A 14542-nucleotide genomic window follows, 5' to 3' on the forward strand; every position below is an offset into this window, starting at 1 on the left:
TCGCTCATGTTTCTGGGTCAAAAAAGCTTTATGATGTGATATTACCACGAACTGTTACTATTTTGGAGATGTCTATTACATCGGAAGCTCTTACAGAGCTTTTACTAAAAAGAGTCCAATTTGTAGGCGCATCAATTAATATGTAATCATAATTACCAACAAAAATATTAAGTAAATCTCGCAGTCTTGCTGAACCTTTTTCAATTTTTGCTTCATACTCATAACTCATGAACTTCGATAACCCTGAATCAGATGGGATTACATCAAACATCTTAACTAATTGACCTGCTTTATTCTTTAGATTAAATGGTTGAATAGTTTCTTTAACATTCAACGATCCATCAACCAGGCACTCAGATAATTTGACTTTTCCCTCCTGTAAGCCTAATGAATCGGTTAAATCTCCTTGTTGTGGATCGAAGTCAACCACAAGCACTTTTTTCTGCTGTTGTCGAAGAATCGCAGCCAAGTTGATTGTCGTTGTCGTTTTTCCCACGCCTCCCTTATCATTATAGATGCAAATTGTTAAAGCTTTGGGTGGATTTTCCAGCAATTTCTTAATTCTAGTAATAATCTCAATGATATTATCTTTGGTAATTCTCATGCAGTCAGTAGCAGGCAATACGATTTTACCATGTTTACGGAATAGCTGGATATCTGTTGAGTTAGTGATAATACCCCATTGAGATGTTTGGCACTTAGCATCAAGAAGATAACGTGTTATCTGTTCTTTAGTTTTTTTGTACGTGGGAGTACCTTCTGCTAAGTTAAGGATTACCTTTCCTGATACTCTCCCTTTAACTTCAATGATTAAGTATGGGTTAATTTTAGCAACTGAAAATTTATCCTCATCGTGATTCTTGCGAGCAGCAAAATCAGCAGGACCCTTCCCTGTTTTAAACTGTTGTACCCACTCATCAGAGCTGAATCCAAGTGCATTTAGAAGGCGTTTGACAAATCTATCTTCGACTTCTGGCTCTTCTGCATTCTCTGAAATACTATCTAAAACTTCATTCCAGTTGATAGTTGTCATGATTTAGGCCTAGATACTTAAGTAAAATCATAACGCTTGGTTTGAGTTTGTGTCATCGTTAGCTACCTCCCGATCTAGCTATATGAACAGTCAACATACTTTTGGATAAGTTATATATTTTCTAGTGCGCTTGACATTTTTGCACATCGGTGCAATTTTAAGCGAAAATACACTGAACTGGCGATCCTCTTCGAGGGCTTCGCTAACGCACTTTTTGAACAAATGATAGTACCGCACTTTCAAACGCTAGCTCTTCCGGGTAACAGCTACTCAACAGCAAGCAATTTACTCGATCGAGTAGATGGCTGGCGCCAAGAAGCAACCCGAAAGTTGCAGCAAAGCCAGAGAGGAGAAAAAGGACAATTTTTAACACCTTCCTCAGTCGCAAGTTTGATGGCGAAAATGTTTGAATTTAACTGTCCCGATATATCGCTTTTAGATGCCGGGGCTGGTATTGGTTCCCTGTTAGCAGCCGTTGTTTGCGAACTTTGCCAGCGCCCAAACAAACCGCACAGCCTGCACGTTACAGCTTATGAAATTGACCTTATTTTGATAGAATACCTCAAGCAAACTTTAGAATTGTGCAGTATTGAATGTCAGCATTTTGGGATATCTTTTACCTGTGAGGTTCGCGAAATAGATTTTATTCAAGACAGCGCCGATATCTTGCAGCCCAATCTATTTACACAACCAGTAAAACGGGAATTTACCCATGCAATTATCAATCCTCCCTATGCCAAGATAGACGCTAAATCCCAAGCCCGCACCTTGCTGCGTTCTATAGGACTAGAAACCAGCAATCTCTACGCTGGCTTCACAGTTGCTGCTGCTCACCTGCTCAAACCAAACGGTGAATTAGTGTCGATTACTCCCCGCAGCTTTTGCAACGGTTTATACTTTCGAGATTTCCGCAAAGTATTCCTTCAAATGATGGCTTTACGCCAAGTACACATCTTTGAATCCCGACAGTTGCCCTTTCGCGATGATGCGGTGCTGCAAGAAACTATTATTGTGCGCGCCACCAAACAAATAGAACAGCCAGATACTGTACTAATTACCTCAAGCAGCAGCGCGGGCGACGACCTGGTTTTGTCTCACCAACTGCCCTATACCGCCCTAATTAATCCCAAAGACTCCGAGCAATTTATTCGGATTTTACCGGATTCTGTCAGCCAGAAAGTAGTCGAGCAAATGGCTCAATTTACTTGCACCCTAGAGGGATTAGGCTTGACAGTTTCAACCGGAAAAGTTGTAGATTTTCGTGTTCGCTTTGACTTGCGACTCAAACCTGAGAACGGTACAGTTCCGCTGATTTATCCCGCACACTTCTCGGCTGGCGGTGTTGAATATCCCACAGCAACGAGAAAGCATCAAGCTTTAGCTGTCACGGAAAAAACTGCTGCACTCCTCGTACCTAACGAACATTATGTTTTGAGCAAGCGCTTCTCCTCAAAGGAAGAGAAAAAGCGAATTGTTGCAGTTGTCTGGGATGCCACTAAAATTAATAGTTATAGCGTGGGTTTTGAGAACCATTTGAATTACTTTCACCAACAGGGACGCGGATTAGACCTCACCCTGGCGCGGGGATTGGCCGTTTATCTAAATTCGAGCTTGGTAGATGCGTTTTTTCGACTGTTCAACGGACACACTCAAGTTAATGCTACGGATTTACGCAATTTGAAGTATCCTAATCTAGAGCAATTACTTTTACTTGGCGCTCAAATAACAGAAATATTTCCTACACAGCGGGAGATTGATAAACTTGTCGAGAGACAACTGCTGAACGCGACCAATCCGTTAGAAAATAGCCCAATCACAATCAAGAACCGTATTGATGAATCTCTAGAAATACTTGCAGCGCTGGGTTTTCCAAAAGGTCAGCTTAACGAACGTTCCGCCTTAACCCTTCTGGCTTTGCTTGACCTCAAGCCAAAGGAAGCTTGGGAATTGGCAAAATCTCCCCTTCGGGGAATCACACCAATTATGGAATTTATGGAGCAGCAATACGGTAAAAAATATGCACTAAATACGCGGGCAACTGTGCGTCGCCAAACGGTGGATCAGTTTCTAGATGCAGGTTTAATTGTTGTTAATCTTGACAGTCTCGAACGTCCGGTGAATAGTGCAAAAACTGCATATCAGATAGAAGAAAGTGCTTTGGAATTGCTGCGAACTTATGACACTTCTGACTGGGAAAAGAATGTTTGCGCTTACCTCGTTCATTTTAACGGAGAAAAATTATTGCAGGCTAATTCAAAAAATAAAAATAGTTTTGAGTATGAATGATGCTAAAATGCACTATTTATATGGCTGCCGCTGGCATCGGAATGGCATATACTGTGAGGCCAGGGGTTGAATTGACCGGAATTGTCGATCGCACTCAGTAAATCAAATAAGTAACTAGGTTAAATATCTCTGCAATGGAAAAAAAGCATAACGCTGGATTGTGGGTATCAGTATTATACTTCGCTCAAGGTCTCCCTTACACCGTCGTTAATTTAATGTCGGTGATTTTTTTGAAAGGTATGGGAACCAGCAACGAATTGATCGGATTGACAAGTCTTTTGTCTTTTCCTTGGGTTTTAAAAGGTTTGTGGGGGCCCGTTGTTGATTTGTATTCCACGAAACGCAAATGGATTTTAACAACCGAAATCATTTGTGCTTTCCTGTTTGCTTTCCTGGCTTTTGGCGTATTAACGCCCGCACCGATTATTATATCGCTTGTTATCTTTACCGCGATCGCCTTTGTGTCAGCTACTCACGACATCGCCATTGACGGATTTTATTTAAACACTCTAAATAAAGACCAACAAGCACTATTTGTCGGGGTTCGCAACACGGCTTATAGAGGTGCTGTCATTGCCGGTAGCGGTTTATTGGTGTTCTTAGCCGGGAAACTGGCCGAAAACCATTTAGTCACCGGGAATACAGGCGACACCAAAATATATCAAAACATTCCACTGTCATTTTTCGGTTCGGATTTTAGCGTGTCTGCGCTTAACTACGGATGGGCGACAGCCTTTGGCATTTGTGCAATTATGTTTGTGCTGATATATCTCTTTCAGCGGTGGTATCTTCCCTATCCTCGAAATTACGATCTGGAATCCGACACGCCCCAACAAAGAACCAGCTTTATCGAAGCATTCAAAACCTATTTTCAGCAAGATAAAATAGGTTGGATTGTGGCTTACGTCTTGATTTTTCGCTTGGGCGATGCCTTGACGTTTAAAATGGCTCCGCCATTTTTGATGGATAAAGTTGAGAAAGGAGGATTAGCAGTTTCTACGTCGGATATGGGCTTATTATCCGGTACTTTAGGGGTAATGTTTCTGTTAATTGGAGGGTTGCTAGGCGGCTATTTGATTGCCAAACAAGGATTGAAAAAATGGATGTGGCCGACGGCTATTCTGCAAAATTCAACTAACGTGCTGTATTGGCTGTTGGCAATAAATCAACCGGGGATTGAATGGGCTTATGCTGTAAACTCGATCGAGCAATTTACTTACGGACTTGGCGTAGCTGCCTATACAGTGTTCTTGATGCGGACTGTCCGCCCTGAATACGAAGCATCTCACTATGCAATTACAACTGCTTTTATGGCCGCAGGAGTTCTGATTCCGGGCGTTTTCAGCGGCTACTTGCAGGCGAGTCTCGGCTATCAAAATTATTTTTTGATGAGCGCGCTGGCTGTGATTCCCGGTATGCTAACCATTTTCTTTCTGCCCCTAGACGATGAGAAAAAATTGGCATCCATGCCCAGGCCTGGACTGGACGATTTCGATTAATATCAAGTCCGGTGGCTATAACTCTAATATTCGGGCGGGTCTGGTTTACCAATGTCTGCACTACTTTTGGAGATTTCGGTCAACCCCTCCCTAGAGGAATATTGATGTTTGTAATCATGGAATGAGTATAAATCAATACACTTGGGTTAGCGCTTTAAGACGAATTTCATTTCACGTATTTATGAGAGTTCCAAACTTGTGAAAGGAAATCAGATTATTCTTATCCCAAGCGTATTGGAGTATAAATTATGTGCGCTTGCGTTCATAAAATAAGGACACAACATTGTTGTGTCCCTACACAATATCTGTATTGCCAGCCGCGAACTAAATCGCAATAAAATCACTAGCTGTTAGCGGACTACTTGGAATGCCAGGAATACTGGCAAGAACTTCGCCATTACGGGCCAGTTCAATCGTCGTTATAAAATCGCCTGCAGTAACTCTCACTTGGTTGAAGGTCAAACCTCCGCTCAAACCGATTAAATCTTGACCCTTTTGAAAGTCTACAAGTGTATCTGTACCGGCACCTGCTCCTAACACCAATACGTCGCGTCCAGCGCCACCAATTAAGAGATCCGCACCCATTGCGCCAATGAGTGTATCGTCTCCTTCTCCACCGCTCAAATTGTCATCCCCTTTGCCGCCTAATAGCCGATCGTTGCCGCTGCCACCGCTGATAATATCGTTGCCTTTGTTGCCACTGAGAGTGTCGTTGCCCCCATTGCCAGTGATAATATCGTCCCCTCCAAAACCTGATGCTGTATTGTTGGCATCGTCGCCGACTAAATTATTAATTTGGGATGGCTCTAGAGCAGTTTGCATTGCTGCAACGTTTGCTAAAAATGAGGCTCCCGGAGTGCTTCTTAATTGCTCTAAACTGCTGCGCGATTCCAGCGAGGTTGCCAAGTCGGGCAGTGTAAAGTCTACGCCAGCTAACAGCTCTAAATAATCGGAATCGGTGAAAGTGAAATCAGGGCGGCTCAACTCGTCTACAGAGATTTCTTTCTGAGTCAATCCGGGAGGTGGAGAAGTTAACAAACCGCTTTGCGTGTGCTTGTCCAAGACAAGTAGCGGGTTAATAACCGGGTTAGTAAATGTTTGAAGAACTACTTTTCCGGGGAGAAAAGCTTCTCCTCCCAAACTAACAAAATCCCCCTCAACTACGTAGTGAGTTACATTTTTTCCGGCACCGACTTTCTGCTTGAATGTATTGACGGTGCTCTGATCAACTCCAGGAGAATTAAAGGTGACAACATCTCCGATCGCAGATGTGAATTCAGTGGCGGCTAGTTGCGTTATGGCGCCGCCCAAGCTGTGTCCCAGAAGGTCTGGTTGCAAGCGGCTGGGGTTTTTGGTTGTATCTTGACTGATTTGGGTCAGCCAATTTCCTAATGCTTGTTTGTTGGCTTCAAATTGGTTAAAACCGGTGCCGCGCGGGTCTCCGTTAGCAAGATCATCTACGGGCGAGTCGGTGCCGCGAAATACTAAAACTGGCGGTTTGTCTGAGGTGGTGGAAATTAAGCCGATCGCATGAAATCCAGTTCCGGGATCGTCAAAGGTGCGATCGATTTGGTAGCCAGCAGCACTCAAGCCTGTTTGAACTAAAGTTTGAAACTGGGGCTGGTCATCTATGTAAGCAAGTTGCTTGGCTATAGTTTCGTAAGCGGCGGGGGAGGAGGGCATATTTTTTTATTTCCTGTCGTTTGAGGGGGAATTAGTTTTTAAGCTACTTAACTAAGTTTACTATAAACTTCGTTTATTGACCATATTAATTGGTCATTTTTATGGGTTTTTTAGGGGCAAATTGATAGAGATTTTTTAATACAAAAAAACTCTCTCTACAAAACCCATGCAGATTTTGCGCCACCAAAAATACCAATTTTGAGCACCCTAAAGCTATACAAAATCTACCCGCGTAATATCGCTGGCAACTACGCCTCTGAGAGTAGCAAGAATTTCCCCAGTAATCGGGATAGTAATTAAAGCTCCGTCAACACCTTGAGTTACTATAATTTGAGGAAAAGTTAGACCCCTCGACAGTGTAATTAAATCTTTACTATCTTGAAAATCTAAAATCACATCTGCTCCGCCGCCGGATTCCAATACAAAGCGATCGCGCCCCGCACCACCAATTAAAAAATCGTTGCCAAACTCGCCGGAAACCAAATCGTTTCCGTCGCCACCTTCCAAATAATCGTTATCTCTGCCGCCGTACAAGAAATCGTCGCCATCACCACCGATGATGCTGTCATTACCTCGATTGCCTCTGAGAGTATCGTTACCGCCGTTGCCGATAACTGTATCCTCTCCAGGGCCCCCCGTAGCAGTATTGCTACGAGCGTCGCCTGATAAATAATTCGGTTGTAAGGGAGCTAAACCGTATTGCATTTCTCTGATCAACTGCACAAAAGAAAATTCTGGTGCTGTTCTCAAACTCTCTGCACCGCCTCTGGTTCTGATGGCGACTGACACATTGGGCAGGGCGAAATTCATCGCAGCGATAAACTCGTTAAAATCTGAGTCGTTGTTATAAGCAAATTCGGGACTGTTTAATTGTTCTACGGAAATTTGCCTCTGCAAAAAACCCACGGGCGGAGTAGTTAACAAATTTTCAGTTCGATGTTTTGCCAAAACAGTTAAGGGATTAATACTCGGATCTGTAAAACTTTGGATAAATACTTTACCCGGAATAAATGCTTCACCAAACAAGCTGACGAAATCTCCGCTGACAATGTAGTGAGTGACATTTTTGTTGCCGACTCTGCCGAGATTTCTCCGAAAACTGGTGAATGTATTCGCGGAGACTCCCGGAGAGTTGAAAGTAAAAATATCACTGGTCAGAGATGTGTATTCGGTTGCTACAATTTGAGCGACTGCTCCGCCCCAACTGTGTCCGATGACATCGGGCAATAATTTGTTGGGGTTCTTACCAGTATCTTGACCGATTTCTGTGAGCCAATTTTTGATATTATCTTTGTTCTTTTCAAATTCAGGTAAACCAATGTCTCGCGAGTCGGAAAAGATAGCGTCGCCGTCGATGAAGTCTGTACCTTTAAATACGAGGGCTGGCGGGTTTTCGGGATTGGATGAACCGAACCCGATCGCATAAAAGTTTGTTTCTGGGTCGTCGAATATGCGATCGATATAGTAGCCATTAGTATCTAGGAAAGTCGAAATTTCATTTTGCGCGCTCGGCTTTTGATTCAAAAAAACAATTGACTTAGCCAGATCTTCATAAACAGCAGGCGAGGCACTCATAATATTAGATTTTCTGTTAGTTGGTATTTGCGATCGCTCAAGCTTGAGCTAATTGTCCAATGGCAGCAATTATAGCTGACAAGATTTGTATGGTACACTTGATAATATCAACTCAAGAATTAAGTTTTTGCGGTTATGGGTATTATTCGTCAATACATTGCTCCATTGATAGCGGTATTAGTATTTTTCGCGGCTCTGGTAGCAGTCAGTGCTCGCATCTTTTTGCCTGGTGACATGGCTGCCCCGGCACCGATTGAGGAAGCGATCCCTCAAAAGCAAGCGGCAATAGTCAATCCAATGTTCTTGGGGCTAAATTATTCCGCTTTTCGTGTCCGCTGAGCTGAGGTCTGCTCAACTAATACCGGGTTACTGGCTGCGATCGGGATCGGGACTCGATCGGGCAAAACTGGTAAAGTTTATGCACCGGACTTACCAAGAGCTTTACCCGGATGGGGAATTGGGACATTTGGCTCAAACTGTCGAGCAGTATTTTTCTAACCAGACGCCGGTTTGGTGGGTAGAGTGCCAGAAAAACAGCCAGGAAGAGGCAGAAATTTTGCCGGCGCTTCCCTCGCAGTATCTCAATCCCCAATCTCAGGCGCAAAATCTCCAATCGGTTGTCGGATGTTTGTGGTTGGGAAATGCGATCGACCAAACCACCGGAGAACGCTACGCTCACATTTTTTTGCTGTACGTAGCACCGGAACATCGCCGTCTAGGAGTCGGTGCAGCTTTAGTTATTTATGCTGAGAATTGGGCGCGGGAAAGAGGCGATCGGCAAATTGGTTTGCAAGTATTTCTGAGCAATCAGCCGGCGGTGAATCTCTATCAAAAATTAGGCTATCAAAGTCATTCCGTCTCGATGCTCAAGTCTCTTTGAAAAATAAATTCTACTGGTTTGGAATCAGGGCTAAAGTCCTGATTCATCCAAATTATGAGGACTGAATTCCTCACTACCAACTTAAGTAAAAGCAGAGATATTCGTTTGTAGTAACTTATATGTTGCACCATTCTCAATTAGCCTTTTATGAACAGGCTTTTGGGCCTGTTCCACAAAAGATAAATTTTATTCTTGTGGAACAGGCCGGAAAGCCTGTTGCTCACAATGGTGCAATATCGTGGGCACCCTACAATTATTGACTGGTGACTGGTGACTGCTGACTGAGTTGCTTAGGAGCATCCTCTGTGCGGTAAAGTTTTTTTATGAACAATAACGACTACTCCAACGCCCTTGATACTGACACGGAACTGGAAAGCCCTTTGGATCAATTTGACGAATCCGAACCCCCGCTGCCAGATCCAGAGGAAATGCTGCCTTTGCTGGAATCCCCGGAACCTCAGCACCGGATGATTGCGGCGCGGGCTTTTTGCGAACTGCAGGACGATCGAGCAATTTCCCATTTAATTAATTTATTGAGAGACGGTTGCCCCTTGGTGCGAGTGAGCGCGGCTTATGCGTTGGGGCGAAATCCGAGCCCCGATGCTGTGGAACCGCTGATTGTTCAGCTTAACCGCGACTGGAACGGTTACGTTCGCAAAGGGGTAGTTTGGGCCTTGGGAAATTGCAGCGATCACCGCGCTTTGCCATCTTTAATTGATGCTCTGAAAACTGATATTTCGGCGGTGCGTTTGTGGGCGGCGAGTTCTCTGGGTCAAATGGCAAAAGTTGGTTACTATGTGGTGATTGCGGCGATTCCGCCGTTGATTGAAGCGCTGCGGGGAGATGCTGTGTCTGCTGTGCGAAGTAATTCCGCTTGGGCGATCGGGCAACTGGCGCGAGAATTGCCGAATAATATAGTGTACGCTGGGGCGATCGACGGTTTGATTGAAGCTTTAGAAGAAGATGAAGATATGGGCGTCAGGGAAGATGCTAAATCTTCGCTATTGCGAGTCGGCGATCCGCGCGGATTGCAGCTTATTGAAGATTTAGAAATGGAAGGAATTTTGTGATATAATTATCACATTAAAATACCATTTACTAATTATCAATTATGAATTTCATCAACCCTAAGACAGATTTTGGCTTCAAAAAAATCTTTGCTTCGCCCCAGAGCAAAGAAGTTTTGATTAGCTTCCTAAATGCCATGCTCTACAACGCAGAGCCGACAATTACAGACTTAGAAATCATCGATCCCTACGCCGCACCGAGCATTACTGGGTTAAAAGACACTTACCTGGATGTCAAAGCAAAAATTACGGGCAACAAAACTGTAATTATCGAAATGCAGGTCATCAATGTAGAAGCTTTTACTAAGCGCGTTATATATAATGCAGCAAAAACCTACGCCACTCAACTCAAACGGAGAGAAGGCTACTCAAAATTAAATCCTCTCATCGCTCTCACAATTACGGATTTTATCCTGTTTGAAAATACCGAAAAGTTTCTCTCACATTTTGTCTTTAAAGAAGTCGAAGAAAACTTCGAGTATTATCGGGAAATAGAGTTAGTTTTTGTTGAACTACCAAAGTTTAACAAAAAATTAGAACAAGTTGAAAATCTGATTCAAAGCTGGATTTATTTTATAAAAAATGCTCCTGAACTGGAGGAAATACCGGATAAATTGGCGTCAGTACCCGAAATTCAAACAGCTTTTAACATTGCTAACAGGTCTACCTTAAACCTTGACGAGTTAGCATCATTAGAAAAGCGGGAAATGTTCTTTGAAGACCAACGCGGTGCCGTTATTAAGGGGATGCAAGAAGGTCGCCAAGAAGGTCGCCAAGAAGGTCTAATTGAGGGGCAAACAGCATTAATTCTGCGTCAAATCGCGCGGCGCACTGGCGAAATCCCACCAGAAGTTCAAACTCGCATCCAGCAGTTATCTCTCGAACAATTAGATGATTTAGGAGAAATCTTGTTAGATTTTACCAGTCAAGAGGATTTGATAGCTTGGCTGGAATCCGTGTCAGCATGAATTTATAAATTTTGCACTTCTGATACTAAATCCGGCTTTAATACCCCCTTCATTCTTGATTCGCCGCAGGCGGACTGTGTTTGTGTAGTAGCGGTTTCAAGAGACTGTTGGCGAATCAATAAAGGGCTTCACCTCTCACCCCTAAAAATAGTGGTTCTAGACTAAATTTCAAATTGACCATATAGCCATTAACTACCAATAGTGAACGGAAATACTGCCTCCCAGAGGTGATGGGTAACACCCCCTGCGAATTCGCCAACAGTCTCTTTCAACCGCCTAGTTCCTTAATCTAATAAGTCAGGTTCCCGACGCACTATCATGTCATAAAGCGGTTGAAAGCTAAACCATCCCATGCGGTGAGACCCTACTTGCTGCTGTGTTAAACGCGCACATTCTGGCTTGATGAGAATTGGTTTTCCTGCTGCTTCGGCCATTAACTGCGCTTGACAAGAACGTTCCATTGCAATAAACCACCAAGCCGCTTCATCTACTGTTTGACCTACTGTTAACAGTCCGTGATTTTGTAAAATAATCGCTTTTTTCTCACCTAAAGTTTTGGCGATGCGTTTAGCTTCTTCGATTTCCAAAACAACTCCGGTGTAATCGTCAAATAAAGCTTGGTCTTCATAAAAAGAACAAGCATCTTGCGTCAGCGGGTCAAGCAGGCGGCCCAAACTCGACCAACTTTTGCCGTAGGGAGAATGAGCGTGGGCTGCTGCGATTACGTCGGGGCGGCCGCTGTGCACTTGGGAATGAATGGCAAATGCTGCTTCGTTTACGGGTTTATTTCCTTCCACAACTTCGCCTTTGTGGTTGACTAAAATTAGGTCGCTGACTCGAATTAAACTAAAGTGCATTCCAAAAGAATTGACCCAGAAATGGTCGAGGTGTTCGGGGTCGCGGACGGTGATGTGTCCGGCAATTCCTTCGCTGAATCCGAAGCGGGCAAATAATCGGAATGCGGCGGCTAAACGCTGTTTGCGGTGGCGGCGTTCTTCTTCAACTGAGTTGAATGTTGGGGGTTGAAAAGTGACTTTGGGGATTTTTATTGCAACCATAGATTTGGGAATTGGGAATTGGGCGTTGGGCATGGGGCATTGTTGACTGTTGACTGTTAACCGTTGACGGTTAACCGTTAACTAATGACTACTGACTAATGACTACTGACTAATGACTAATGACTACTGACTTTATCTTCGCTGAGACGCAAGCCTGCGATGTTTTTGCAGTCAAAGGTGCCGTTGTTGCCGGGGCGACGTTCTATTAATTCGATGATTTGTCCGGCGGGGTTTTGCAGAAACCACTGGGTTAATGAGCCGTAGTCTAGAGGACGCTCTGATAGCGGTTTAAAGTTTTTATTTTGCCATATTTTAGCAGCATTCTGCACGTTTTCGACTCGAAGCGCGACGTGGTGAACTGCTTCTAATCCTCTTTCTTGCTGAAAGCGGTTTTTTTGGTCGCCGGCTGCGTGGGGCGCATCTAATACTACTAAGCCGCCCGCTGGCATTAATAAGGTCATTAAATGCAGCCACAAATCGGAGGGAACGTTAATGTTTCCCGAACAAAAGTTGATCGGGAACAAGTCGGGGCCTTCAACTGTTTTGGCGCCGAAAGAGCGCAAAGATGCGGCGTATTTTTCGAGATCGGTGCGGCTGGGAAATGTGATGACAAAGTGGTCGATCGCAACTTGTTCGTCGTACAGGTGTGTTTCAAACGTCCAGGCTGTTAAAAATTCGGGAGTGATAAATTTGAGGTTGAGTTCCAGCAAGCCATTTTTTTCGATGAAAGGTGAGTCAAGATGGCCCTCAAGGTTGCGATCGAACTTTAGGGTTTGTAGATTCAAGTTTTTCATCTGTATTCGCCGATGTTAACTCCGCAAAACTGCGAATTGTGTCTACAAGCTGAAGTTGAAACACATTTGGTGCGCCTTAATTCAAAAATAACACAAAAGTTAATATTGGTAAGCCGATCGCGTGATCGCAACTCCCAAACCTTTATATAGCAAGTATCCCGCAATCTAAAATCTAAAATCTAAAATCTAAAATCGGATGGTTTGCCGATCGCGTTCCCGGCCAACCACGCCGTAGTCCAGGCACTTTGGAAGTTGAAACCGCCCGTCACGCCGTCGATATCCAAGATTTCGCCAGCAAAGAAAAGTCCGGGACAGCGGCGGCTTTCCATTGTCTTGAAATCGACTTCTTTGAGGTTGACACCGCCGCAGGTGACGAATTCTTCTTTAAATGCGCCTTTTCCGGCAATCTGATATTCGCCTTGAACGAGTTCTAGCAGGAGGCGATCGAGGATTTTGTTAGATAAGTCGGCCCAGCGTTTTTGCTCATCAATGCCGATCGAACTTGTCAAACGTTCCCAGAGGCGGCGCGGCACCGGAAACGGACAGCTAGAAACAATCAATCGGTGCGACAACTGCGACTTAACCGCTAGCAGTTGCTGCCGCAAAACTTCCGCATTGTACTGGGGAAGCCAATTAATCAGCACAGAGGTTTTATAATGGCGATCGTGCAAAAATCTCGCACCCCAAGCCGAAAGTTTGAGTACAGCAGGCCCGCTTAAACCCCAGTGAGTAATTAGCAAAGGCCCGCTTTGTTCTAATTTAGCTCCCGGCAATTTCACCTTAGCATTAGGAACAGAAATTCCGGCTAAATCTTTTATTCGGCTGTCGGAAATATTAAAAGTAAATAGAGAAGGAACGGGCAGTTCTACAGTATTACCTAACTCTTTTGCCCACTTATAACCCGATGGATTGCTGCCTGTAGCGAGAAGAATGCGATCGCACTTAAAAATCTCCCCCGACTTCAACTCAATTTCAAAAGTAGGGGCGGTGTCTCCGTGTTCGCCCTCTGCGTTATTCCCGGTTAATTTCTTTACAGAAACTACTGCATCGCCGGTGCGAATTTTCACACCTGCATCCTCAGCAGCCCGGATCAAACAGTTAACAATTGTCCCCGAATCGTCGGTGATCGGAAACATTCGCCCGTCTTCTTCTGTTTTCAACTTCACGCCATGACCGGCAAACCATTCAACTGTATCGCGCGGTTGAAATCGAGTAAAAGCACCGCGCAGAGCTTTCCCTCCTCTGGGGTAATTCTGCACTAAAACACCGGGGTCAAAACAGGCGTGAGTCACATTGCAGCGCCCGCCGCCAGAGATGCGAACTTTTGCCAGGAGTTGCCGGCCAGCTTCTAGTAAAGTGACGCGGGCCTGGGGGTAAGTTTTGGCACAGGTAATTGCACTAAAAAAACCAGCAGCACCGCCGCCAATGATTGTAATTTTGAGGATTTGATCGGACAAATTTTTTCTCGCTTATTCTGGTTCAAAATCGGATTTTGCCGCCCCGCAAGTGGGACAAACCCAATCGTGGGGGATATCTTCAAAGGGTGTACCGGGATCTATGCCTCCGTCGGGGTCGCCTACTTCTGGATCATAGACGTAATTGCAAACTGTACAAACGTATTTTTGCATTTGCTTAACTCAATTTTATATTGCAAGCCTATAGATTGTACTTGACAACGCAACTTAGTGCAATACCACTT

13 protein-coding genes are annotated in these 14542 nt (G+C 44.3%); 6 read left to right on the forward strand and 7 right to left on the reverse strand.

Going from position 1 to position 14542, the window contains the following annotated elements; genetic code table 11:
• Window positions 1-28: 28 nt before the first annotated feature.
• Entirely contained in the window at window positions 29-1033 is a 1005-nt protein-coding gene (locus QUA03_RS19175; RefSeq protein ID WP_333214002.1) for an AAA family ATPase, read from the reverse strand.
• Between the two features lie 222 nt (window positions 1034-1255).
• Here QUA03_RS19175 and QUA03_RS19180 point away from each other — a divergent pair, with 222 nt between their 5' ends.
• Together QUA03_RS19180 and QUA03_RS19185 are read left to right on the forward strand one after the other, a co-directional pair.
• The gene (locus QUA03_RS19180) at window positions 1256-3319 is read left to right on the forward strand and encodes an Eco57I restriction-modification methylase domain-containing protein (protein ID WP_333214004.1); all 2064 of its coding nucleotides are present in this window, start codon (window positions 1256-1258) and stop codon (window positions 3317-3319) included.
• Between the two features lie 134 nt (window positions 3320-3453).
• A complete protein-coding gene (locus QUA03_RS19185; RefSeq protein WP_333214006.1) occupies window positions 3454-4818 on the forward strand; it encodes an MFS transporter in 1365 nt (454 codons plus the stop codon).
• 324 nt (window positions 4819-5142) lie between these two features.
• Here QUA03_RS19185 and QUA03_RS19190 read toward each other — a convergent pair whose 3' ends face one another.
• Together QUA03_RS19190 and QUA03_RS19195 are read right to left on the reverse strand one after the other, a co-directional pair.
• Entirely contained in the window at window positions 5143-6501 is a 1359-nt protein-coding gene (locus tag QUA03_RS19190) for a calcium-binding protein (protein ID WP_333214008.1), read from the reverse strand.
• Between the two features lie 213 nt (window positions 6502-6714).
• Entirely contained in the window at window positions 6715-8076 is a 1362-nt protein-coding gene (locus QUA03_RS19195; protein WP_333214010.1) for a calcium-binding protein, read from the reverse strand.
• A gap of 135 nt (window positions 8077-8211) precedes the next feature.
• Here QUA03_RS19195 and QUA03_RS19200 point away from each other — a divergent pair, with 135 nt between their 5' ends.
• From QUA03_RS19200 to QUA03_RS19215, 4 genes are all read left to right on the forward strand, one after another.
• Window positions 8212-8415, forward strand: coding sequence for a hypothetical protein (locus QUA03_RS19200; RefSeq protein WP_333214012.1), 204 nt, complete (start codon window positions 8212-8214; stop codon window positions 8413-8415).
• Window positions 8405-8956, forward strand: a complete 552-nt coding sequence (locus QUA03_RS19205) for a GNAT family N-acetyltransferase (RefSeq protein ID WP_333214014.1) — start codon at window positions 8405-8407, stop codon at window positions 8954-8956. The genes QUA03_RS19200 and QUA03_RS19205 overlap by 11 nt, the downstream gene beginning before the upstream one ends.
• 323 nt (window positions 8957-9279) lie before the next feature.
• A complete protein-coding gene (locus QUA03_RS19210) occupies window positions 9280-10026 on the forward strand; it encodes a HEAT repeat domain-containing protein (protein WP_333214016.1) in 747 nt (248 codons plus the stop codon).
• Window positions 10027-10067: 41 nt separating this feature from the next.
• Window positions 10068-10991: an Rpn family recombination-promoting nuclease/putative transposase gene (locus tag QUA03_RS19215; protein WP_333214018.1), complete on the forward strand. Its 924-nt coding sequence runs from the start codon at window positions 10068-10070 to the stop codon at window positions 10989-10991.
• A gap of 284 nt (window positions 10992-11275) precedes the next feature.
• Here QUA03_RS19215 and QUA03_RS19220 read toward each other — a convergent pair whose 3' ends face one another.
• From QUA03_RS19220 to rd, 4 genes are all read right to left on the reverse strand, one after another.
• On the reverse strand, window positions 11276-12049 hold the full coding sequence (locus QUA03_RS19220; RefSeq protein ID WP_333214020.1) for a class II aldolase/adducin family protein: 774 nt from the start codon (window positions 12047-12049) through the stop codon (window positions 11276-11278).
• Between the two features lie 116 nt (window positions 12050-12165).
• The gene (locus QUA03_RS19225) at window positions 12166-12843 is read right to left on the reverse strand and encodes a hypothetical protein (protein WP_333214022.1); all 678 of its coding nucleotides are present in this window, start codon (window positions 12841-12843) and stop codon (window positions 12166-12168) included.
• A 179-nt stretch (window positions 12844-13022) separates the two neighbouring features.
• Window positions 13023-14288, reverse strand: a complete 1266-nt coding sequence (locus QUA03_RS19230; protein WP_445304864.1) for an NAD(P)/FAD-dependent oxidoreductase — start codon at window positions 14286-14288, stop codon at window positions 13023-13025.
• Between the two features lie 24 nt (window positions 14289-14312).
• Complete coding sequence (gene rd, locus QUA03_RS19235; RefSeq protein WP_333214026.1) at window positions 14313-14471, reverse strand: rubredoxin; 159 nt, start codon at window positions 14469-14471, stop codon at window positions 14313-14315.
• Window positions 14472-14542: the final 71 nt, after the last annotated feature.

The sequence above is a fragment of the Microcoleus sp. S36b_A4 genome (genome assembly GCF_036700645.1).
Classification (GTDB): Bacteria; Cyanobacteriota; Cyanobacteriia; order Cyanobacteriales; family Microcoleaceae; genus Microcoleus.